Source organism: Alteromonas pelagimontana, from assembly GCF_002499975.2.
GTDB lineage: Bacteria > Pseudomonadota > Gammaproteobacteria > Enterobacterales > Alteromonadaceae > Alteromonas > Alteromonas pelagimontana.
In genome coordinates this window covers 2,908,131-2,930,125 of record NZ_CP052766.1, presented here as the reverse complement: position 1 = coordinate 2,930,125, position 21,995 = coordinate 2,908,131, and the positions used below count along the sequence as shown (strand labels likewise).

At 45.9% G+C, this 21,995-nt stretch carries 20 protein-coding genes; 12 read left to right on the top strand and 8 right to left on the bottom strand.

What is annotated here, in order from left to right; genetic code table 11:
• Positions 1-37: 37 nt before the first annotated feature.
• Complete coding sequence (locus tag CA267_RS12880) at positions 38-220, bottom strand: hypothetical protein (protein ID WP_075610428.1); 183 nt, start codon at positions 218-220, stop codon at positions 38-40.
• A 386-nt stretch (positions 221-606) separates the two neighbouring features.
• On the opposite strand from CA267_RS12880, the gene CA267_RS12875 reads away from it, so the two are divergent.
• Both CA267_RS12875 and CA267_RS12870 read left to right on the top strand, forming a co-directional pair.
• A complete protein-coding gene (locus CA267_RS12875; protein ID WP_075610427.1) occupies positions 607-1,413 on the top strand; it encodes a DUF2884 family protein in 807 nt (268 codons plus the stop codon).
• Positions 1,414-1,476: 63 nt separating this feature from the next.
• A complete protein-coding gene (locus CA267_RS12870; protein ID WP_075610426.1) occupies positions 1,477-2,286 on the top strand; it encodes an NAD-dependent epimerase/dehydratase family protein in 810 nt (269 codons plus the stop codon).
• An 8-nt stretch (positions 2,287-2,294) separates the two neighbouring features.
• Here CA267_RS12870 and CA267_RS12865 read toward each other — a convergent pair whose 3' ends face one another.
• On the bottom strand, positions 2,295-3,716 hold the full coding sequence (locus CA267_RS12865) for a sodium-dependent transporter (protein ID WP_075610425.1): 1,422 nt from the start codon (positions 3,714-3,716) through the stop codon (positions 2,295-2,297).
• Positions 3,717-4,172: 456 nt separating this feature from the next.
• On the opposite strand from CA267_RS12865, the gene msrA reads away from it, so the two are divergent.
• Positions 4,173-4,712 (top strand): peptide-methionine (S)-S-oxide reductase MsrA, encoded by a 540-nt coding sequence (msrA, locus tag CA267_RS12860; protein WP_075610424.1) that lies wholly within the window; start codon positions 4,173-4,175, stop codon positions 4,710-4,712.
• A 15-nt stretch (positions 4,713-4,727) separates the two neighbouring features.
• Here msrA and CA267_RS12855 read toward each other — a convergent pair whose 3' ends face one another.
• On the bottom strand, positions 4,728-5,867 hold the full coding sequence (locus CA267_RS12855) for a hypothetical protein (protein WP_075610423.1): 1,140 nt from the start codon (positions 5,865-5,867) through the stop codon (positions 4,728-4,730).
• Between the two features lie 237 nt (positions 5,868-6,104).
• Between CA267_RS12855 and CA267_RS12850 the strand changes: the two genes are divergently transcribed.
• The 4 genes from CA267_RS12850 to CA267_RS12835 all read left to right on the top strand — a co-directional run bounded on the left by CA267_RS12850 (position 6,105) and on the right by CA267_RS12835 (position 9,826).
• On the top strand, positions 6,105-7,913 hold the full coding sequence (locus CA267_RS12850) for a metallophosphoesterase family protein (protein WP_232367547.1): 1,809 nt from the start codon (positions 6,105-6,107) through the stop codon (positions 7,911-7,913).
• Between the two features lie 33 nt (positions 7,914-7,946).
• The gene (gene fldB, locus CA267_RS12845) at positions 7,947-8,486 is read left to right on the top strand and encodes a flavodoxin FldB (protein ID WP_075610422.1); all 540 of its coding nucleotides are present in this window, start codon (positions 7,947-7,949) and stop codon (positions 8,484-8,486) included.
• A complete protein-coding gene (locus CA267_RS12840) occupies positions 8,479-9,264 on the top strand; it encodes a CLCA_X family protein (RefSeq protein ID WP_075610421.1) in 786 nt (261 codons plus the stop codon). Before fldB ends, CA267_RS12840 begins: the two co-directional genes overlap by 8 nt.
• A 157-nt stretch (positions 9,265-9,421) precedes the next feature.
• Positions 9,422-9,826: an ExbD/TolR family protein gene (locus CA267_RS12835; protein WP_075610420.1), complete on the top strand. Its 405-nt coding sequence runs from the start codon at positions 9,422-9,424 to the stop codon at positions 9,824-9,826.
• Positions 9,827-10,145: 319 nt separating this feature from the next.
• On the opposite strand, the gene CA267_RS12830 is transcribed toward CA267_RS12835, so the two are convergent.
• The 3 genes from CA267_RS12830 to CA267_RS12820 all read right to left on the bottom strand — a co-directional run bounded on the left by CA267_RS12830 (position 10,146) and on the right by CA267_RS12820 (position 12,152).
• On the bottom strand, positions 10,146-10,655 hold the full coding sequence (locus CA267_RS12830; protein WP_075610419.1) for a YgjV family protein: 510 nt from the start codon (positions 10,653-10,655) through the stop codon (positions 10,146-10,148).
• Positions 10,656-10,775: 120 nt separating this feature from the next.
• Positions 10,776-11,504 carry a tRNA1(Val) (adenine(37)-N6)-methyltransferase gene (locus CA267_RS12825; RefSeq protein WP_075610418.1) on the bottom strand — a complete coding sequence of 243 codons (729 nt, stop codon included), beginning with the start codon at positions 11,502-11,504 and terminating at the stop codon, positions 10,776-10,778.
• Positions 11,505-11,522: 18 nt separating this feature from the next.
• Entirely contained in the window at positions 11,523-12,152 is a 630-nt protein-coding gene (locus CA267_RS12820) for an NAD-dependent epimerase/dehydratase family protein (protein WP_408609393.1), read from the bottom strand.
• Between the two features lie 57 nt (positions 12,153-12,209).
• Here CA267_RS12820 and CA267_RS12815 point away from each other — a divergent pair, with 57 nt between their 5' ends.
• The 3 genes from CA267_RS12815 to CA267_RS12805 all read left to right on the top strand — a co-directional run bounded on the left by CA267_RS12815 (position 12,210) and on the right by CA267_RS12805 (position 17,076).
• Positions 12,210-14,417 carry a S9 family peptidase gene (locus CA267_RS12815; protein WP_075610417.1) on the top strand — a complete coding sequence of 736 codons (2,208 nt, stop codon included), beginning with the start codon at positions 12,210-12,212 and terminating at the stop codon, positions 14,415-14,417.
• 251 nt (positions 14,418-14,668) lie between these two features.
• Entirely contained in the window at positions 14,669-15,889 is a 1,221-nt protein-coding gene (locus tag CA267_RS12810; protein WP_075610416.1) for a porin, read from the top strand.
• 257 nt (positions 15,890-16,146) lie between these two features.
• Positions 16,147-17,076, top strand: coding sequence for an alpha/beta hydrolase (locus CA267_RS12805; RefSeq protein WP_217358031.1), 930 nt, complete (start codon positions 16,147-16,149; stop codon positions 17,074-17,076).
• Positions 17,077-17,227: 151 nt separating this feature from the next.
• Here the strand turns inward: CA267_RS12805 and CA267_RS12800 are convergent, their stop codons facing one another.
• The gene (locus tag CA267_RS12800; protein ID WP_075610415.1) at positions 17,228-17,602 is read right to left on the bottom strand and encodes a PH domain-containing protein; all 375 of its coding nucleotides are present in this window, start codon (positions 17,600-17,602) and stop codon (positions 17,228-17,230) included.
• A gap of 287 nt (positions 17,603-17,889) precedes the next feature.
• Between CA267_RS12800 and CA267_RS12795 the strand changes: the two genes are divergently transcribed.
• The gene (locus CA267_RS12795; protein ID WP_075610414.1) at positions 17,890-18,894 is read left to right on the top strand and encodes a serine/threonine dehydratase; all 1,005 of its coding nucleotides are present in this window, start codon (positions 17,890-17,892) and stop codon (positions 18,892-18,894) included.
• A 10-nt stretch (positions 18,895-18,904) separates the two neighbouring features.
• Complete coding sequence (locus CA267_RS12790; protein ID WP_075610413.1) at positions 18,905-20,548, top strand: amidohydrolase; 1,644 nt, start codon at positions 18,905-18,907, stop codon at positions 20,546-20,548.
• Positions 20,549-20,765: 217 nt separating this feature from the next.
• Here CA267_RS12790 and CA267_RS12785 read toward each other — a convergent pair whose 3' ends face one another.
• Entirely contained in the window at positions 20,766-21,962 is a 1,197-nt protein-coding gene (locus CA267_RS12785) for an MBL fold metallo-hydrolase (RefSeq protein ID WP_232367546.1), read from the bottom strand.
• Between the last annotated feature and the right edge of the window lie 33 nt (positions 21,963-21,995).

Genomic DNA, 21,995 nt, shown 5'->3' with positions numbered 1-21,995 from the left:
GGCGCTCAGCGCCTTTTTTATTATTCGATAAGTTCGTTTACGACAGGGCGTATCCCATTACCATACAGATAACGATACCAGCCACACCGAAAAAGCTGTACTCAACTTTTTCTGACATTCCCTTTTCACTCGTCATAAAGCTCATAATGATACTGGTTACTCCAAGGACAAACGCCAGAAGCCCTATTCCAAAACCAATAGCACTGATCCACTCATTCATAATCACAACCCTTATACCAATTCATTAAGCATCAGAATGCGTAACTTATATTATGCATTGTGCTTAGCTTTCTTGCACGTCCCGGCCTGATAAGGCCATTCACAAGCCTGATGAAAGGAGCACATAAATAGGCCGTTATTATGCAACAAAGTGTGGAAAAAGCATACGCCGAATCTTAAATTAAATTACCGTTGTTGATCTTCGTCATTTAAACGAAATTTTTGTCTTTTACGCCAAGCTCATGTTACTCATTTTCGGAAACTCAACTGAAAAACTCACACAAGGCTTTGATAATAAAAAGGTTAAAACTAATGGCCTGCCCTTTGCTCAGAGTGTTATATCGCCACAAAAAAATATGAAAACAATACTTACTGCAAGGAATAACAATGAAAAAGTTAACTCTGATCACTGCCGCTATAGGAAGCGCACTGTTTGTCTCCTCTGCTTACGCCGATGTCAACATTGACTCAGACTGTGAGATTGATCTTCACGGCGACATGCAATATTACAAAGGGCTTCTTACGGTAAAGTTAGAAAACGGCAGCACCATGACCATTAAGCCAAATCACGAGTTGGCGATAAACGGTTCGGCAGTGTCTCTGGATGATGAGCAACAACAGTGGGTAGAGGACTATTATCGGCACATAGATACCTCAATTCCTATGACGTTAAATATAGCCAAAGAAGGATTGGAATTAGCTAGTGTTGCGGTGGGGGAAGTCTTTGGGGAATTGCTGGGTCATGATGATGAAATGGTTATGGAATTTCAACAGACTTTCGACTCAATGTCCGCCGAAATGCAGTCTCATTTTTATGATGAAAACGGCAATATCAGGGTTGATTCCTCACAGTTTAGCGATGACGGCTGGTTTGACAGCGCCTGGGAAGATCGCTTCGAAAGCCAGATGGAAAAAATGATGAGCCAGTCAATGGGTAAGTTACTGATTGCCATTGGAACCGAAATGATCTGGGATGGCGGGGATATGTCAGCCTTTGAGGAAAGAATGGAAAAGTTTGGTGAAAGTATCGAAGAGCGTGTTGAAGGCCAGGCAGAAGCTTTGGAAGTCAAAGCCGATGCGCTATGCGAAGCGTTATCGAAAGCAGATCATGCTGAAAACCGGATGCGCCAAAATATTTCTGGTCTTGAGGGCCTGAACCTGCTGGAAATTAACCGCGATAACATGCAAATGTAGGCAGAGGGTAATTAAAGCCGTGTTAGCATAAAAGCTTGTTTACGCTGTATCGGTGATTAATCTATGACTGCTGGACTTACAATTTGTGGATGCGGATGGCTCGGTAAATATCTTGCCACCCGCGCTCACGCTACCATGGACGTTATCGGCACCACCCGCTCAGAAGAAAATTTTCCGGCTTTACAAGCGCTTGGAGTCACTCCTTTTCTGTTTTCGTTAGGTGACAACGTCGAAGCGCTCGTCTCTGCCGGTACATCCTCCACCGTGGTACTTAATATTCCGCCTGGCCGCAAAGAACCGGTCGGAGCAGTGTTTATCAGCCAGATGACCAAACTCATTGACAAATTTGTTTCCTCAGGCGCTAAACATATTATCTTTATCAGCACTACTTCGGTATACGGTGAAGATGATGGAATGTTTAAGGAAGATACGCCTGTTTCGCCACAAACAGCTTCCGCCAAAGCGCATGTGGCTATTGAGCAACACCTTAGTAGCAACAGTGATGGTCGCTTTACTATTTTGCGCTTAGCGGGTCTGGTGGGGCCCGATCGCCACCCGGTTCATTCTCTTGCCGGACGTTTGCTGGAAAAGGGCGAAAAGGCTGTCAATCTGGTACATGTTGATGATGCGGTTGCCGCTATTCTTGCACTTAAAAAACAAGGAGGACGCGGGCAAACGTTGCATTTGTGTAGTAATCAACATCCGAAGCGGGGCGACTATTATTCATTTTGCGCACACACAAAGGGACTTGCAGTACCGCAATTCAATGCGTATCAGGAGATACCGGTGTCTGGTAAGATTATTGATGCGTCCAGAAGCTGGCAACAACTAGGGCTGACGCTACGATACGCCAGCCCTTACGACATGATATAAGTCTGATGTTAGCCGAAAAGGCTGATACCAAAATATTTCAATGCCACAGTGTTTACAAATATCACCAGAAGAATTAATGGAATAAATGTACCCACTGACAAATTGACGTACCGCTCAAACAAGCTGCCTTTGTAATTAGGCGCACCTTCATCCAGTGCCCTGTTAAAGTTGGCTCGTCTCCAGCGATATATAACAAAAATACAAATCAAAAAACCGTTCAGCGGCAAAATAGTGTCATAGAACACGTCATATACTACATCAAAGAACGATTTAGAAGAGCCTGCATAACTGGTAAATGAGGTAAAAAAGTCACTGAATCCAAATGAAATAGCACAAATAGACGCAAGTACGACCATCAACAATCCCAGAAGTAAAAGTGCCTTTTTCCGGCTTACGCCTTTTTCGTCCATTAATGCTGCAACTGGTACTTCAAAAATGGAGACTAGAGACGTAATTGCAGCAAAAAATACTAATAGAAAGAAAATGCCAGCCACAGCTGACGCGCCCACAAAACCGATACTTGATTGTAAGGCCAGAAATATTTTGGGAAGAAAAGTAAAAATCATTCCTATAGATGATTCACTTAAATCTGCTGGATTTGTATTCGGGTTAAATGAAAAAATAGCAGGAAGTATCATTAATCCGGCAACGAACGCCACTGCAGTATCCGTTATGGCCACAAGCTTTGCTGAGTTAGGCACGTCAGCTTGATTATCGATATAACTGCCATAAGTGATCATTATCCCCATTCCCAGAGACAACGAGAAAAACGCCTGGGACAAAGCTCCGTTCACCACAGAGGCGTTAATTTTTGAGAAATCAGGGATCAGATAGAACCTCACCCCAGCCATGGCGTTATCTTGGGTAAGCACAAAAATTACCAACAATAACAGCATCACAAACAGTGAAGGCATCAGCAGTTTCGCCGCTTTTTCGATACCGTCTTTCACTCCGCCCTGCAATATCAGATAAACAATCCCGACCACTAACGCCATGTAGATAAAAATATTAGGGCTGTTAATGAAAGTACTAAAGGTATCCGGATCCGCCAGCGCTTCCAGATTGCCGGTCACCACTTCAAACAAATAGCCGAATATCCATACTGTAATTACCAGGTAGAACACCGCAATCATAAAAGGGGTAATGATAGAGAGCCAGCCAGCGAGCTTCCAGTGCGGCGAGTTACCGCCTAACATCCGATACGCGCCGAGCGGATCTTTTTTAGTGTGGCGCCCGACGGACATTTCTGCCAGCATAACCGGTAAGCAAATGGCAAAAACAAACACAGCGTACATCAGCAGAAATGCTCCACCACCGTTTTTTGCAGCTCCGACAGGAAAACCCACCAGATTGCCAATTCCTACAGCCGAACCCGCCGCGGCTAGAATAAAACCAATGCGCGATCCGAACTGTTCTCTGGTCTCGCTCATATTCAGCTTCCTCTTATAAACTTATTGTTATTTACTGAAAAATCACGCCAGTTATCATTGTTTTACTAACCTTTGGCGTTCACCTGTCTTTGTTCAGCATGGTAACAGCAGTGTTAAGAAATGTCTTGAAATTGAACGCATGCCTGTGTATTTCCGGCGTGTCACCGATTCACCGACTTGCCCATCCGGTCACAAAAGAAATTACGGTTTAAGCTCTGCCAGTAACTGAATAAGCTTTGCAGCCGTATAACTAGGGGTAAAATACGATTTCCGATTGAACATTTGGTTGATACAGTGCGCAAACATCGCTATCGCCAGTTCTCAGATGGTAGCAAAACGGCGTTGGGCTTTTCTTACACAGAATAGCTGCAACAAACGAAATATTGTCAGTGAGAGCCTTGAAGTTAGCGCAGTCGATACCCACTCTCTTTGCATTACAACAAACAAGGTGAAATTATGGCAAACGTACAATCTGCAACGCTGGGTGGTGGCTGCTTCTGGTGCATTGAATCAGCTTTCAACAGCGTGGAAGGCGTAGAAAAGGCTATATCCGGCTACGCTGGTGGTACTGTTGATTCGCCGAGCTATGAGCAGGTATGTGGCGGTAACACCGGTCACGCAGAAATCGTGAGAGTAGAATTTGATGCGGATATCATCAGCTTCCGCGAAATTCTGGAAATATTTTTCGCCTTACATAACCCTACTCAGTTAAACCGGCAGGGTAACGATGTAGGGACGCAGTATCGAAGCGTGGTGTTTTATCACAACGACGAGCAAAAACGGGAAGCGGAAGCCATAATTAAAGAGATTACTGATGAAGCCATCTGGCCGGATCCAGTGGTTACAGAAGTTACCGAACTGAATCACTATTTTCCAGCCGAGGATTATCATCAGGATTACTTTAAAAATAATCCACAGAACCAGTATTGCGCAATGGTGGTTGCCCCAAAACTGGCCAAATTTAAAAAGACGTTTGCTTCGCGATTACGCTCTTAGCGCTACGACGGCACCTTATGGTGCCGTAAACCATGCTTGATCAATGGGGGTGGAGAATAACAGCGGCGCCATTGCCTGATATTTTGCTGAATGAGTGTGGCACTGAATATTTTTTAAATAATTCTGTTTCCACGGGTCATTAATCAGCCAGAGTGTTTCCCCAATTACCGCTAAACCTTCAATAGAAGCATTGTCCATCCGCTCCATTTCAGGACAACTTCCATCGGTAGAATCCGTCGCCAGGGTAAAATCCATCAGCACTCGGCGGGTAGGTGTTTCAGCTGCGGTATCAATTACCCATAGTTCATTGTCGTTACGTGCTGCCGCCAGCAGATAACCTTTTCCGTCAGTGGGGTTAACGTAATATTCCAAGCCGTTAATCGGATGATTACCGCCACTGAACGTTGGCAGTAACAATTCGGGATCAGCGACTTTAGCAAAGTCACCTGACTTGAAAAAATCTTCATTCATATTAAGAGTAAAAATACGCGGCTGACCCGCTGTATCTTTTTCCAAGCCAAGATATAACGTCCGTTCCGGGGTTAACGCCATGCCTTCGATACCGTCGTTGGGGAAGTCTCCCACTTTGTATTCCAAAGGAAATTGCAAAGGGCGTACACCGGTAATGGTGATATCTCCGGCATTACTGCGTTCAAGGCGCACCAGTAAGGTCGGATAAGCCGTAGAGCCGGACGCTTCAAACTGCTGCTGGCAACGCACCGACAATGCGCCGGTGCGCGTCGCATCTTCGGTTACAGAATAAAACACTGCAGCGTCGGCAGGGTCTGCCACTAACGCTTCAAAATCAGGCTCATTGGCAAGATAGTCGGAAAAACAGCTTCGGCGAACACTGGTGGACAGACTCATTGTGTTTGCTGACTTAGTAACCTGAGCGTTTTGCGGGTCAATAAAATGCAGCCGACGCTGTTGCTCGCTTACTGCGCTACCGTCTGAAATACTTATCAGTTGTCCTTGCCAGTGGGTTAAACCCGAGGTTTGTGGATCTGACATTACTTCGCCAGCACTGTCCACTAGCCAATGCCCTACAACCTCCAGTGCGTTCTTCTCTACCGTAACTTCAGTTTCCTTCGGCTGTTCGTTGCAGCCGACCAGACACGCTCCCGTAATCAGAACCAATCCGATTATTTGTTTCATTTAAAACCTTTATATGATTTTCTAACTCGTGAATAATGAAAATAATCTCGCAATCGAAGATTATGAGCAAGTGAAGGTTTGGCTTTTCATTGCCAAAAATTGGCGGCGTTCCCTACTTCCACGTATAGTTTCCCATTATTTGATGAGGTATTAGCCATTTGTAGTTCATCGTTACCCGTGATTTTAGCTGGGCCCATACTGCGTTTTGTCGATGAAAACCAACTAACGGTTTGGCTCGTGAGTTCATCTCGTCAACAGCTTAGCCTGCAGATAGGTGCAACAGACGGTAACGCCCCTGAAATTGAGAAAACTGAAAGTGAGTGCCTTCCTGTGGGGAAGGCGGCATACGTTTACCTGCTTCAAACCACGTTCGTTGCTCCGTTACGAGCCGGCGAAAAATATCATTACGATATCCATATCGAAGACAGCGCCACCGCTTCTCACTGGCAACAGGAAAAACGCGAGTTACTCTACACTAACGAAAACCATTTGAGCTTTCGATGGCAACCCAAGCTTAGCAATGTGCTACATGGTTCCTGTCGCAAGCCACATCATCCGGCAGATGATGCATTGGTGAGAGTTGATGAGCTAATCGCCGATGAATGTCTCGGAAAAAGCAAAAGACCGGACTTACTGTTATTAACGGGCGACCAGGTTTACGCTGACGATGTGGCGGGGCCAATGGTTCAAGCCATACAACAGGTTATTAACCTTCTTGGGCTCTTTCAGGAACCGTTAAAGGGGGCCATCGTCAATCACAGTGATGCCTTACCTGACAGCCCCTATAACTTATATCGTCGCGAGCAAATCTTGCCGCAGATAAGCACCAACACTGTGCTGTCGAAAATCTTTTTTGGCGCTAAGAAAAAACCCGTTTTCACTTCTGTCAACGCCCAGAACCACTTAATTGCGTTTGCCGAAATTATGGCAATGTATTTACTTGTGTGGTCTCCGGTCCTCTGGCGCGGGATCACCTTCAACAAATCGGCGGTAAATCACACTTTCCACGCTAGATTTGAGGAAGAAGAAGCGGCTATAAACGGCTTTTGTGCTTCCTTACCTAAGGTAAGACGCGCTATGGCGCATATTCCGGTATATATGATATTTGACGATCATGATGTTACCGATGACTGGAATCTTAATCGAGGGTGGGAAGAGGAGGTTTACGGCCATCCCCTGTCCCGGCGAATGGTAGGTAATGCTCTGATGGGCTATTGGTTGTGTCAGGGCTGGGGAAACAAGCCAGATAAATTTGCAGCTATCCTCACCCAGGCGAAGCAGGTTTTCACCGATACGGGCCTTAAACAGCACGATAAATTTATTGATACATTATTTGATTTTGAAGACTGGCATTATAACTTGCAAACTCAACCGCCCTTGCACGTCTTAGATACCCGCACCCGTCGCTGGCGTTCCGAGTCCAGTTTACACAAACCCTCTGGTCTTATGGACTGGGAGGCGCTGTGCGAGTTTCAACAAGATCTTATTGGCCAACAATCCGTTATTGTGGTTTCTGCCGCTCCAATTTATGGGGTGAAAATGATTGAAACTATTCAAAAAGTTTTCACTTTTTTTGGCAAGGCGCTCACCGTCGATGCCGAAAACTGGATGGCTCATCGCGGCACAGCTCATGTCATGTTAAACATTTTTCGCCATTACAACACTCCACCTCAATTCATTATATTGTCAGGGGATGTGCATTATTCTTTTGTCTACGACGTTAGACTACGTTTTAGACGCAATAGTCCGCGGATCACGCAGTTTACCTGCAGTGGGCTAAAAAATACCTTTCCCCGCAGATTGCTGAACTGCCTGGACACCTGTAACCGCTGGTTCTACGGACCGACTTCACCACTTAACATATTTACCCGTCGCCGAAATATGTCGGTGACCGCGCGCCCTCCTTCCGGTGCTGATGGCTCTGCATTACTGAACCATTCCGCAATCGGGCAACTTGTGATACATGAAAATGGCACCACTGTAACCTGCAATGCTTTGTGTAGCGGAGGAGAAACGGTAGAATTTCCCACTCATGATGAGCAATAATTTCAGCATATAAAAAAGTACGGAAGGTAAAGTATGAGTGAAGCTGACCTGTCGATCGGTCTTTTTTACGGGTCTACCACCTGTTACACCGAAATGGCGGCAGAAAAAATCCAGGCCCAGCTCAACAGTCTGTTTGATGCTCCCGTTGTAAGCTTGCACAATATTAAAGACGTCGCGTTAAAGCAGGCGCAGCAGCACGACATTATTATCTTTGGCATTTCAACCTGGGATTTTGGTGAATTGCAGGAAGATTGGGAATCGAACTGGGAAGATGTTTATCAACTGGATCTGAACGGCAAAATTGTTGCCCTGTTTGGTTTGGGCGATCAGCTTGGGTATGCCGACTGGTTTCAAGACGCATTGGGAATGCTTTATGATGCCATTGAACCCACAGGTTGCAAGATTATTGGCAAGTGGCCCAACAAAGGCTATGAATTTGCTGCATCAAAAGCATTAACTGATGACGGACGTTTTTTTGTTGGGTTATCACTGGATGATGAAAATCAATATGATGTTACCGATGAACGCATTCACGCATGGAGCCACCAGTTACTAGACGAACTTAGTGGCTAACGGAAGATTACATGGCGAATTTTTTCGCAACGGCCCTTCCCATCGCGATGGTGCAGATGTCAGTTTTCAGGATATTCGCAAGTTATTTAACTTTTCTACCATTTCTGTAGGTCGGTGGGTAACGCCCGCAGAACAGCAACTGGCCGCCAATCTTTTTTTCGACGCCCTTTGTGATCTTGTGGATATTTTGCAAATCAACGAACTGGTGATCTCGCTGAACGGTTCTCTATCTTTAGCGTTTGGTACAGGTGGGCAAAAACATGTAAGCGCTCATTACAACAGTACAAAACGTCAACTGGCGCTAGCGAAAAATGCCGGCGGAGGTGCTCTGGCGCACGAATGGTTTCACGCTTTTGATCATTATATTGCAGCTAAAGTCTTTCCTTCATCTGCAATCGGTAGTTTTGCTTCACAAGCCTGGCTGGATGATGCACAAGCTCTTGATCATCCGCTGAATTCCCAGCTTTGCGATTGTTTTAAGCTGTTGTTTCTCAACGATCAGAGTGCGCCAAGCAACTATTTATTGCGATCAATTGAGGCTGATCGCGCATTAAAAATGTATTATTATGCAATGCCTCAGGAAATGGCAGCGCGAGCATTTGAAGCCTGTGTCCAGGATCAGCCTATGAAAAACGCTTTTCTGGTACAGGGAACAAAAATGTCGACAGAGGCTAGACTTGGCATTTATCCTCATGGTACTTTGCGTAAACAACTTAATCATGCATTAATGTTGTATTTTTACCAGCTCGGGATCGCTCTGGCGAATAAGGTAACGTAGAGTAAAACCAAGTTAGATGTTAAGATCTACGCTGCTGATCGTGCAGAATACAACCAGCAAGTGTTAAGAAGCGCGACTGTTTTGTACAAAATACTATTCATTTATGTTACAAACAGTATACTAATGTGCTCGAACTTAAGAGAAGAAAGAATACGAGATGAAAAGAAAAAAGCATACATCGGTCGATGACGAAGCGCAGATTGACATGACGCCTATGTTGGACATTGTGTTCATCATGTTGATCTTCTTCATTGTTACCACTTCCTTCGTAAAAGAGAAAGCGCTGGACGTGAATCGCCCAGAAGATAGCAATGCTAATCCGAATGAGCCTTCTAAAGCATTGTCTATTCGTATTGATGAGAATGGCACAATTACTATGGCGGGTCGTGAAGTAGATATTCGTCGGGTTGTGGCAAACGCACAAACTTTCCTGGCGAACAACAATACTGACACTGCAGCAATTCAAGCTGACGAAGATACCGAACATGGTATTGTCGTAGAAGTTATGAACCAGGTTAAGATTGCTGGCATTGATAAAGTATCGGTTCTGGTAAAATCTTAAAAAGTTTACCGCACTTTCTTTTCTAAAAACGCAGCTTCGGCTGCGTTTTTTTCGCTTACATGTTTCCCCTCTCCCTACAGATAACACTAATTTACCTTGCGTTTTATCAGCTCAGAGCACACGTCCAAGTGGATGAGTATTACACTCAGGGCAACAGCATGAATGAAAAACAATTCAGCAGTCTCAAAGGATAAACAAAATTTCTCATCCGAAACGCCGGAACATCATCCCTGATGGCTCTGCAGGAGCATCCCCCTCCAGAAGTTCGGCTAAGAAATCTTAACTTATCGCTTAAAGATCATCCGCGATCGGTATTACACTACTCAAGCTCCTTTGCCTGTTTCTGCTGGCAAAGCTTCACCACAATGCTGGTTAAGTTGCTGATATTGAATATCGCGCCAAATACGCTTCCCACGCATAGGCTGTATGTCAGCCCCAACGATTCTGCAAGAATAAACCATTTGCGTATCTTGGTAGTATCTTCAAGAGAAATAGACCCTACGGTAAATATTAAAGATGAGGCGTAAGCGACAAATATCAGCGGCCCGTGATCAAGATAAAACCATTCATACGCCAAAAACAGGAGGTTAAGCAGAATGAATACGCTGAGGAGAGCTCGACTGCGGTAACGCAGAGTAAAAATATTGCGAATGCTCGCCAACATACACCCTACACCGGCAGCCATGGCTCCTAACATAAAAAAGTGGATACTGACAGATAACAGCGCACAAGCTGACACTATAAGATAGCGGTTCACATGGTTTTGCCGATAGCCGATAAAATTCAGGAGAACGGCAAGGGCTCCAAACCCTTCTGCGAGATATTGCATGACATTCAATACAGCAATTTAATAAAAACGGATGTATCACGTTGAAATCTGAAGCTAAAGCAGGCATTTTTTACCCTGGCAGAAGCTCACCAGCAATCCTGACAGTTAATCTCGCTATGCTTAAAAGTTGAGATAATAAGACTGGCACATCATGCGAAATTCTTTTGAATACTGTCCGTTCGGTTGTCGGATTACCAACGTACTTCTTTGGGGTGCTGTCACTGGGTCAAAGCCCCACTCAAAGGCACATACATGACTGGGAGCTCCTTCATTGTTTTTGATCTCTAATGTCCTGCGCAGATAAAGACCATGTTCTTGCGCTGTTTTTTCTACCTCCCTTTTACGGCTTGACGGATATAAGCAATAAAAACGTCCGACGGACGAAAGTCGCTTACCTACCTCTGCAAACAGTTCCTGAGGCGATAGCGAGGTATCCTGTCGGGCAAATACTCGCTGTTGCGTTTGCTGATGGTAAGCATTGGTGCGCGCAGCTGGCTGCATAAAATAAGGCGGATTAGTGATAATCACATCATAAGACGTGTCGTCATTCAGGTTCTGTATCGGCTGATTAACAATAACAATATGTGAAGCCCATGGAGAATCCGCTACGTTTTGGACCGCCTGTTGCGCGGCGCGATTATCAATTTCTACCCCATACACCACCGCTTCCTGATGCGCTCGCTGCTTTAGCATTAAACTCAGCAACCCACTGCCCGTCCCGATATCCAGTATTTTTTTGGCATCCTGTGGTTCGGCCCAGCTTCCCAGGATCAAACTGTCAGTGCTGACTTTCATAGCGCAGGCATCGTGAGCCACAAAAAACTGCTTACACTTAAAACCTTTACTCATAAAATATTCGGCTATCCTTTAGAAATGTTGAAGAGAAATCATTTTATGAGCGACTTCTACTGCGCTGACCGGACGGTATTTAGCGAAAGGCCCTACCATAAACATACCCACGATAGGCGCCATGTACTGCGCAACTTGTTCCATGGGCCGGCTCTCATGTCGTTTTCCCAACAGCAACGAGGGGCGCACGGCTGCTGCATGCTTCAGTTGCGTCATGCGTAAAATGGCATTTTCCAATTCCCCTTTCACCCGCAGGTAAAAGTTTGAACTGGCTGCATCTGCACCAACACAGGATATCCAAACGAAGCCCTCGCATTGGGAGTTTCGGCACAACTGCGCTGCTATATGCACGTATTCAAAATCTACTTTTCTGAACGCCTCTTTCGAACCAGCGGTTTTAAGGGTGGTACCTAAGCAACAGTAAACATGTCTTACATTAAAGTAACCATGATATTCCTGAAGCTTCTCAAAATCGATGACAATGGGATTCAACTTGTGTAGCGGATCGTTGAACAATTTCGCTGGCAGAGGACGCCGCACTACACAGGTGATAGCATCATAACGAGGATCCACCAGCAATTGTTTGACCAACGCCTTCCCCACCAATCCAGTCGCTCCTAGTACCAAAGCAGTTTTATTGATTGTCACCTTGTGTCATCCTGTGTGTCCCTAAATTGATCATCCACAGTAAAAACGTAGATAATAATGAAAAATATCTTTTTATTTGGAGCTTTTATGCTCAGCACTGCTATTCAGGCACAAACGCTGACCATCGAGCGGATCTTTGAATCCCCTTCGCTGGATGGTAATGCCCCAACCGACCTTCAAATTTCTCCTGATGGTCAACGCGTTACCTTTTTAAAGGGTAAACAAAATGACCACGAACGTCTGGACCTGTGGGAATACCATATATCTTCTGGCGAAACCCGAATGCTGTTTGACTCTGCAAAACTGCAAAGCGGCGAAGAAACGCTTTCCGATGAAGAAAAGGCGCGCCGTGAGCGTCTGCGTTTATCCGGCTCAGGCATTGTCAGTTACCAATGGTCTGACGATGGTAACGCACTACTGTTTCCGTTAGGTGGTGACGTTTATTACTATCGCCTGGGACAGAAGGATGCAAAACGCCTGCTGGAAACAGAAGCCTTTGAAACCGACATTAAACTTTCACCTAAAGGTAACTTCATTTCTTTTATTCGTGATCAGAATCTTTACATCAAGAATATCGCAACTGGTGAAGAAAAAGCTATAACCACAGAAGGTGGCGGCGATATTAAATATGGTATGGCTGAGTTTGTGGCTCAGGAAGAAATGAAGAGAATGACAGGTTATTGGTGGTCACCCGATGAACGTCATCTCGCTTTTACCCGCGTCGATGAAGCGCCTGTGGAGGAAATCACACGCTCTGAGATCTACGCCGAGGAAATAAAGGTTGTCAAGCAGAAATATCCTAAGGCAGGTACTCCCAACGCCAATATAACGTTGGCTATTCAAGATGTTCAAACGCAAGCGCGCGAATGGGTAGACCTGGGAGAAAATAAAGATATATATTTAGCCAGAGGTAAGTGGATGCCGGACGGCGAAACCTTTACCTATCAATGGCAATCCCGTGATCAGCAAAAGCTTGAGCTACGGGCGTATCATTTGGCATCAAAAACCCAGGATGTACTGATTAAAGAAGAATCGGATACCTGGGTAAACCTGAACCGTGACCTTACCTTTCTCAAAGATAAAAAACGTTTTATCTGGGCATCTGAGCGAGATGGCTTTAAGCACCTTTACTTATACAATAATGACGGCAGCATGCTCCGCCAGCTTACGCAGGGTGAGTGGGTCGTTGATCAAATAGAAGCCATAGATAACGCTAAAAATCTGGTTTATTTTAGCGGTCGCAAAGATACGCCGCTGGAAAGCCACCTCTACCGCGTACCTCTTGATGGAGGCGATATCGACCGGGTATCGCAACAAGAGGGTTATCACCATATTTCATTCAGCGATGACGCTTCTATCTATGTTGATAAATTTTCAACAGCCAATCGACCGCCACAGGTAAGTCTTCACTCTGCTGATGGTGAGCATATTACCTGGCTGGAAGAAAACAAGCTTGATGATGATCACCCACTTACGCCCTACTTATCGGATTGGGAGAAGCCCGACTTCGGTACGCTGAAAACGGACGATGGTGCGCAGCTGTATTACCGTCTGTATAAGCCCGACAATTTGAAGAAAAAGCATCCGGCCATTGTCTTTTTATACGGCGGCCCGCACGCACAGATGGTCACCAATAGCTGGGGTGGCAACCGGGGTCTGCTGATGCAATACTGGGTTAAACAGGGTTATGTTGTCTTTACCGTAGATAATCGCGGCTCTAATTATCGAGGCAAAGCGTTTGAAGATCCAATCTACAAACAAATGGGAACTGTGGAAGTTACCGATCAGGTAGCCGGCGTTGAGTTTCTGCGCACTCTGCCCTTTGTAGATGCCAAACGGATTGGTGTGCATGGTCATAGTTACGGCGGCTATATGACTTTAATGGCCATGTTTAAAGCCGGAGAATACTTTAAAGCCGGGGTTGCCGGGGCTCCCGTAACCGACTGGCGCTTGTACGATACCCATTATACTGAGCGCTACATGGGGAATCCGCAGACTGATAATCAAGCATACACGGCTTCATCTGTTTTTCCCTACGCGAAGAACCTACAGGGACCGCTTCTTATTTATCATGGCATGGCCGATGACAACGTACTGTTTACTCACAGTACGCGCTTGTATAAACACCTGCAGGATCTTGCCCTGCCCTTTGAAGTCATGGATTATCCTGGTAAAAAGCATAGCATTCGCGGAAACCAAACGGGCATTCATTTATACAAAACGATTACCCGCTTCTTTAACAGAAACCTTCATCCAGAAAAGTAACCGTTGTTTTTTCTGCCTAAAGGACCTGCATTGCTGGTCCTTTTTTCTTTTCATAAAACCATTTTCAGTTTTAAACGTAAAGGTAGTACCTGTACCGTTGCATTTCCAGCAGGCTATTCATGTTGTTATACAGATTTCAAAACAAAATTCTCTACATGGATTAGTTTGTTATTTCGATAAATGCTACACTTTTGCGACACTTTTATGACACTATAAATAAACAATTTTTCACATAACTATGGTTATGTCGAATGTTCGAGGAACCCCCATTGTCTTTTAATGCCTCTATCGTCGTCTCATCGCTCATATTTTGTTCCTTAATGTCAACGGCAGCTTTGGTAAATGCTCAAGACTCTATCCCGGTGACGTCATCCTATGGCGATAAAGGTTTCGAATTCCGTACTACTGATAATCGCTTTTTGCTACAGATTCAGAGCCGTTTCCAGTTTCGTTATGCCACTCCCTCTGACGAGGCTCCCACCGCTTTGGAGGATTACTACACCGAAGATGCTGACACACTGAATATCAATCGGGCCAGATTAAAAGTTGGCGGCCACGCCTATCAGCCATGGTTAAAATATTTTTGGGAATATGACCTCAGAAGGGGCTACCTGCTGGACTATCGCATAATGATAGAGAAATACGACTGGCTTAAATTCAAGGCGGGCCAGTGGAAACTGGAATATTCCAGAGAGCGAAGCATTAGTAGCGGCGGCCAACAGATGCTGGACCGCTCAATCCTCAATCGTGTATTTACTCTGGACAGACAACAGGGCGGCGCGGTCTACGGTCACCTTGGCGGAGATGGTCTGCTGGACTTCAACTACTGGACAGGCATAACAACCGGTACAGGTCGCGGAGCCAGTTCTAATGACGATGACAAATTTCTCTACTACGGCCGCTTCCAGTGGAATGTGTTGGGTGGAGGATTGGAATTCGACGCCAGCGATATTAAACGCCACGATGTTCCCGCAGCAATTATTGCTGTCGCCGGCTCTACCAATCGTAGTCGCTACACCCGTTTTTCCTCTTCTGGCGGCGGAGCGCTGGAAGGTTTTGAGGTTGGCGAAGATGGCCGCTTTAAAATTAAGCAGTACGTTATTGAAACCGCGTTGATGTATAAAGGATTGAGCTGGCAATCTGAATATCACCGCAAAACAGTGACAGATACACTAAATAGTAATTTGGAAACTACAATGTCTGGTTATTACGTGCAGGCAGGTTACTTTTTGCATGAATCTTTTAATTGGTGGCCGAAGCCTTTAGAAGCAGCGTTTCGTTACGCGAGCTTCGATCCCAACATCGACAACGGTGATGAAAAGCATCTGGAAAAGTCTATTGCCTTTAACTGGTTTTTTGATGGCCATAGCAATAAGCTGACGGCAGATATTACCCGTTTTGATATTGAACAACTGGCCAGCTACGTTGAAGATCAATGGCGTTACCGTCTGCAATGGGATGTGTCCTTTTAACGCTTTAAAGTTTCCAATATTTTCCACGATCTGGGAAGATACCAGCGTCTATAGATATGCGATTTGGATCAAGCTTGCAGCACTTCCCGTTTCTCATTCAAGACATTGTCCTACTGTTCAGTGAAACTGTACCCGTATCACTTGCTTTTGAGTCGCTTAAGCGGCATGTGACTTACTTACCAGCTAGCAAGAAGACTAAGTTAGTAAGAACTCACTTACGCTTTCGATAAACAATGCCTCGCGGAGAAGGAAAAACTGTGATCAGAATTCGTTTTAAAATGTTTGCCTCACTTTTGGCTATCGTTTGTACTTTATCCGCATTTGCATCACAAGAGCGTATAGATAGTTTGGGATCAGGGCTGGTGATATCGCTCTGGCAGGATGAAATCCCCAACCACAAGATGTCTTCCGAAACGGAAAAATACGTCATCAGCGATGGTATTCTCAAAGTTGAGCAGGTGCAAAATCCTGAAATGGAAGTATTTTTGCCCTCGCAACGTAGTGCGACAGGTCAGGCCGTAATTATTTGCCCAGGTGGCGGCTACGGCATCCTTGCCTACGACTGGGAAGGGCGGGATGTGGCAAAAGCCCTGAATGCTAAAGGCATCGCAGGCATTGTGTTAAAATACAGATTACCCTCCGCCGCCAGCAGTATTGAATTACACAAATCTCCTCTACTTGATGCCCAGCGCGCCATCACATTAACCCGGGAACACGCTAAAAGCTGGAACATTGATAAACACCGGATAGGAATAATGGGCTTTTCTGCCGGCGGACACCTTGCATCTACGGCAGGAACACACTTTAATAACGATACCCGTCCTGATTTTATGGTACTTATTTATCCGGTTATCTCAATGCAGGATAACATGACGAGCTCGCAGAGCCGAAGTCGCGACGCATTACTGGGAAAGCATCCTGATAACGCTTTAAAAGATTTTTACTCCAACGAAAAGCATGTTAACACGAATACTCCTCCTACCTTTATAGTGCACGCATCCGATGACGATGCAATATCTGTCGACCACAGCTTAGTGATGTATAGCGCTTTGCAGAAAAAGCAGGTGCCAGTTGAAATGCACATTTATCCTAAAGGTGGCCACGGCTTCGGATTGGGCATAGGGCAAGGGTATCTAAGCAGTTGGCCAGATAGGTTATTTGACTGGATGGAAAACTTACCTGAATAACACAAACGCGTTATCGGCGCGATGCCACAACTGCGCTAGGGATAAATTGTAGGAGCCGGTTAATATTCGTCACAGAAAATACAAGAGGTGGCCCGCCTGTATTCTCTGTGCTTTCAACTCAGAAAGGAGCCAGCCTTCACGCTGGGTGCTTCTACTTAAAAATCTGGTTTGCCAGTGTCTTTTGCACACCTTGCGCCGCGTTCTTACTTAGCTCGATTTCAATGGGGGCATCCTGACCTGAGACCCAGATTTTTAACTCGGAATCCATATCGAAGCGTCCTGCAGTTTCTACTGTAAACTGCGTGATAGCGCGATAAGGAACCGAATGATAATTTACTTTTCTGCCCGTCATGCCTTGTTTATCAATAAGCATTATTCTGCCGGTGGTAAACACAATTAAATCGCGAACCAGCTTGTAGGCCGCGATTACATTTTCCTGCTCGCCGAGAATAGGCGACAACTCTGCAGATATTTCTTCCGCATTCGCTTCGCTGGCATGACCCATTAACGCATTAAGTAAACCCATCACACCCTCTCTTTTTATATTAATTCCCGATGATGTGTGATCAGCTGAGTGAGCACACATCATTGCGGGTTAGGATTATTCACAAAATTAGTTGTTAATACTCTATTACTGCTCGTCTGGTTTCAACACCCGATGCAATTTAAGTCTGTCGACGAGTTTGAAGTGAACGTTAGCACTATTCTTTACTCCCATTTTTAGAAGACTCACTTCCTAACACAGAAACTCGCTGATCCTGCCAATGAGTGGTACTGTAAGTTTGAGAAAAATAAACTTATTAAGGAATATTTGTGAGCACAGCCACCTCAGTTACTTATGATAATGTTCACGCTGCTTCACTGCGATTAATTGGTAAAGTACAGCGAACACCACTGCTGGAATCTGCGTTATTAAACGCATGGCTGGGGCAGCGAATTCTCTTTAAAGCCGAATGCATGCAGACTACCGGTGCGTTTAAAATTCGCGGCGCCACAAACTATTTGTGTCACCTGGAAGAAAATGATGCCCTGCCCAAAAAAATTGTAGCAAACAGTTCGGGCAACCACGCTCAAGCCGTCGCCTACGCAGCCAGCCTTTACAATATTCCCACTACTATTTATTCCACCGAAAACATTTCTGCAGTTAAAGCAGCCGCCACCCGCGGCTACGGGGCTGAGCTCTCTTTATTCCCCACACGGACCGAAGCGGATGAAGCTGTTAAGACCGCTGCACAGGCGGCAGAGACAGTTTGGATACCGCCATTTAATCATCCTGATATCATTGCTGGTCAAGGCACTGCAGCATTGGAAGGGTTACAGGATGCAGGTCAGGTAGATGCAGTATTTGCGCCCTGCGGCGGAGGCGGCTTACTTAGCGGAACACTACTGGCGACCCGTGAACTGCAGCCCAACGCAAAGGTTATTGGTGCAGAGCCGTTAAATGCCAACGATGCCGCTCGCTCACTGCAAAGCGGCTCAATTGAGCGCTTGCACGGCATCCCGGATACGCTGGCAGACGGCGCAGCAACACCGGCAGTGGGAGAACTGACGTTCCCGCTGCTCCAGCAACTGGATGACTTTTATGAAGTAGACGAAACGCAAATTGCTTACTGGACGCAGTGGCTGCAACATTTGCTAAAATTGCACGTTGAGCCTACCAGCGCTATGTCCATGGCTGCCGTTGCAGCATGGGCGCTGGATTCAACACCGGGTCAAACGGCTATGGTCATTTTGTCTGGTGGTAATATTAGTCAGGCCAGTATGTCTAAAATCTGGCAAACCGACTACCTGCTTCAGCCGCCAAAACTTGCGCGATAGGAGTGCCATTATGAGATGTTTTATAAAGTGCCTGCTTGTGTTGTTCTCGCTGTCAGTTATGGCTGATACGCGAATATTGGTTGTTAATGCTAACGGCTATACTCTTGATGAAAACGGCAAGCTATTACAGTTTTCTCGTCTGCTGGTAGAAGATGGTAAGGTTAGTGCGTTGGATCCGGCACAATTACCTCATGACAATTTAACTCGTATTGATATGGAAGGAAAAACGCTCCTTCCAGGCCTGATTGATGCTCACGGTCATTTGTTGGGTTTAGGTGCCAATCTACTGGAAGTTGATGTGCGCGAAAGTCCGTCCTCACAAGCAGCAGCAAAGGCCGTGGCTGAGTATGCATTTGCGAACCCAAATCAGAGCTGGATCACTGGAGGTGGCTGGAATCAGGAGCTCTGGCCTGATCGTGCTTTTCCGCTGGCATCAACCCTTGATGCCGAAGTCTCTAACCGTCCGGTCTGGCTATCGAGGGTGGATGGGCACGCAGGATGGGCAAATTCCAAAGCTCTTGCTATTGCCGGCATTACTAAAAAGACAAAAGATCCGGTGGACGGTAAAATCATTCGAGACGGGCAAGGTAACCCGACCGGGGTATTAATAGACGGCGCAATGGCATTGGTGGAAAGAGAAATGCCGCCCCCAAGCGCCAGCCTTTATGCCGCACAACTTGAAGCCGCTGGCGCGCAACTGTTGTCTCTCGGTATTACCGCCATGCATGACGCCGGTATCAGCCACAATGTTTATGATTTCTATATGGCCCGCGCTCTTGAGCACACATTGCCTGTTCGCATCTATGCCATGTTAAGTGCTACTGACCCCACGCTTCCCCAGATGCTGGATAACGGTAAAATCCGAAGTGCGGATGACTTCTTAAATATCCGCAGTGTTAAAGCGTACGGAGATGGTGCGCTTGGTAGTCGAGGCGCTGCACTGCTTGCGCCCTATGCAGATGCTCCTGATCAACATGGCCTTATGCTTACCCAACCTGAAGATTTTGAAGGCTTATTTAATGGGGTTTTGAGTGCCGGATTCCAGTTAAATTTTCATGCTATTGGCGATCGCGCCAACCAGCTTGCTCTAAATCAGTTTGAAAAATCCTTTAAACAGGTTGGCGGACAGGATTTGCGCAACCGTATTGAACACGCACAGGTTATTGCCCCACAAGATTTATCTCGTTTTGCAGCATTGAAAGTTTTGCCTTCTATGCAGCCAACCCACGCTACTAGCGATAAAAATATGGCAGAAGACCGGTTGGGTAAATCCAGAATGAAAGGCGCCTACGCGTGGAATACGTTTATTAAATCGGGAGTGGCATTACCACTGGGATCAGATTTTCCTGTGGAACTGGCGAACCCCTTTTACGGTTTGCACGCTGCCGTCACTCGACAAGACAGAAATAATCAACCTGTAGAAGGCTGGCATCCGGAAGAAGCGCTTACCATAGAGCAAGCCTTTCGAGGTTTTACTCTGGATGCAGCTTTTGCCGCGCACATGGAAGATACGTTAGGTGGACTTACGCCGGGTAAATGGGCAGATTTTGTTGTTGTAGATCAGAATATTTTCGACATTGCCCCGCAAGACCTTTGGAAAACCCGCGTAGAACAAACCTGGCTCGCAGGGAAGCAGGTGTATCCAACCAAATAAAAAGAGGGCTGGCTTACGAGAAATGATGATTATACTAATCCACCTTGATGTGTGCTCACTCAGCGCGAGAATTTTTCAACTTTTGACAAGCCAATTTCGTGAAGGTGTAGTGGGGCTAAATTAAACGCAATTGGCGCACCTCAAAAGCTGAAAAAGCCGCGCACGAAGGGAGATAGAGGAAAAGTGGATAAGGCAGTGTTTACTACAAAGCTTACTCTTACTTCTGATCGCTACCCGCTGTTGATGACATCACGTCTCGCCACCAGCGTTTAACATTAGCGGGATAATCAGGACCGGTGACTTCACCGAACATTGGGGTCGACAATACCACTTCATTGGCGTCTGCGGCGTTCAGAACTCGCTCCAGCGGCTCATACCAAGGATGAAAGGCCAGATTAAAAGTGCCGTTGTGGATTGGGATCATCGTCCGGCCCTGCAAGTCCAGGTGCGCTTGCACGCTCTGTTCCGGCGTCATATGAATTTCCGGCCAGTCCTTATCGTAAGCGCCGGCTTCTATCATCGTCAAATCAAAAGGGCCGAAGCGCTCGCCGATTTGCTTAAACCCGGAAAAATAGCCCGAATCGCCACTAAAAAAGAGACTTTCGTACGCCGTTTTTAGCACCCAGCTTCCCCACAGACTGGTGTTACCATCGGTAAGGGCCCGCCCTGAAAAATGGCGTGACGGTGTAAACGCCACCATTCCCGCCGGCAACGTCTTTTCTTGCCACCAATCAAATTCATGAATAGATTCCGGATCAATCCCCCATTTGACCAGGTCGCTCTTAACGCCTAAGGGCACAAAATAAGCACCTGCTTTTTTTGCTAGTGCTTTCATGGTGGGTTTATCTAAATGGTCGTAATGATTGTGAGAAATCAGTACCCGGTCTATGTGGGGTAAATCAGAAAGCGAGATTGGAGGAGCATGAAACCGTTTGGGGCCGGTAAAAGAAAACGGCGAAGCACGTTCTGAAAAAACCGGATCCAGTAACCATAGCTCGCCGTTAACTTTCAAAAGAATAGAGGAATGTCCCAGCTTGACAGTAAATACACCCTCATCAGGCAAATTCTCCAGTTGGCTTGATGTCACAGATTTTACCGGTATCGCGGTTTTAGGAATCGGGTCAATTTTTTCATCCATGATAGAACGCTTCATAATGCTCAAAATCTTCCAGACACTATTTTCTGCTACCGGTTCATCATTGGAAAACTTTCCGTCTTTAAAATGTGCTGAAGATGTCATATCGCCTACTCCCGAACTGGCCAAATGGTTATTTATTGCGTAACCCGCGGCAAACAGCAACATGCCGAATCCGACGAACAACAAAGCAATTGGGTGTCGCATTATCATATCTGGTATGTGGCTTTTTCGCTCGCTACCATCGTGAGGAACCAGCAACGACACAAGCCAATACAAACAGTGCACCTTTTCATTTTAACGCCTACTACG

What these genes read in the sequence shown, in the direction of transcription:
- CA267_RS12865 (WP_075610425.1), bottom strand. Translation starts at nt 3,716, where the DNA reads ATGAGCGAGACCAGAGAACAGTTCGGATCGCGCATTGGTTTTATTCTA.
- CA267_RS12870 (WP_075610426.1), top strand. Translation starts at nt 1,477, where the DNA reads ATGACTGCTGGACTTACAATTTGTGGATGCGGATGGCTCGGTAAATAT.
- CA267_RS12855 (WP_075610423.1), bottom strand. Translation starts at nt 5,867, where the DNA reads ATGAAACAAATAATCGGATTGGTTCTGATTACGGGAGCGTGTCTGGTC.
- CA267_RS12880 (WP_075610428.1), bottom strand. Translation starts at nt 220, where the DNA reads ATGAATGAGTGGATCAGTGCTATTGGTTTTGGAATAGGGCTTCTGGCG.
- CA267_RS12810 (WP_075610416.1), top strand. Translation starts at nt 14,669, where the DNA reads ATGTTCGAGGAACCCCCATTGTCTTTTAATGCCTCTATCGTCGTCTCA.
- CA267_RS12830 (WP_075610419.1), bottom strand. Translation starts at nt 10,655, where the DNA reads ATGCAATATCTCGCAGAAGGGTTTGGAGCCCTTGCCGTTCTCCTGAAT.
- CA267_RS12825 (WP_075610418.1), bottom strand. Translation starts at nt 11,504, where the DNA reads ATGAGTAAAGGTTTTAAGTGTAAGCAGTTTTTTGTGGCTCACGATGCC.
- fldB (WP_075610422.1), top strand. Translation starts at nt 7,947, where the DNA reads ATGAGTGAAGCTGACCTGTCGATCGGTCTTTTTTACGGGTCTACCACC.
- CA267_RS12815 (WP_075610417.1), top strand. Translation starts at nt 12,210, where the DNA reads ATGAAAAATATCTTTTTATTTGGAGCTTTTATGCTCAGCACTGCTATT.
- CA267_RS12800 (WP_075610415.1), bottom strand. Translation starts at nt 17,602, where the DNA reads ATGGGTTTACTTAATGCGTTAATGGGTCATGCCAGCGAAGCGAATGCG.
- CA267_RS12875 (WP_075610427.1), top strand. Translation starts at nt 607, where the DNA reads ATGAAAAAGTTAACTCTGATCACTGCCGCTATAGGAAGCGCACTGTTT.
- CA267_RS12835 (WP_075610420.1), top strand. Translation starts at nt 9,422, where the DNA reads ATGAAAAGAAAAAAGCATACATCGGTCGATGACGAAGCGCAGATTGAC.
- CA267_RS12790 (WP_075610413.1), top strand. Translation starts at nt 18,905, where the DNA reads ATGAGATGTTTTATAAAGTGCCTGCTTGTGTTGTTCTCGCTGTCAGTT.
- msrA (WP_075610424.1), top strand. Translation starts at nt 4,173, where the DNA reads ATGGCAAACGTACAATCTGCAACGCTGGGTGGTGGCTGCTTCTGGTGC.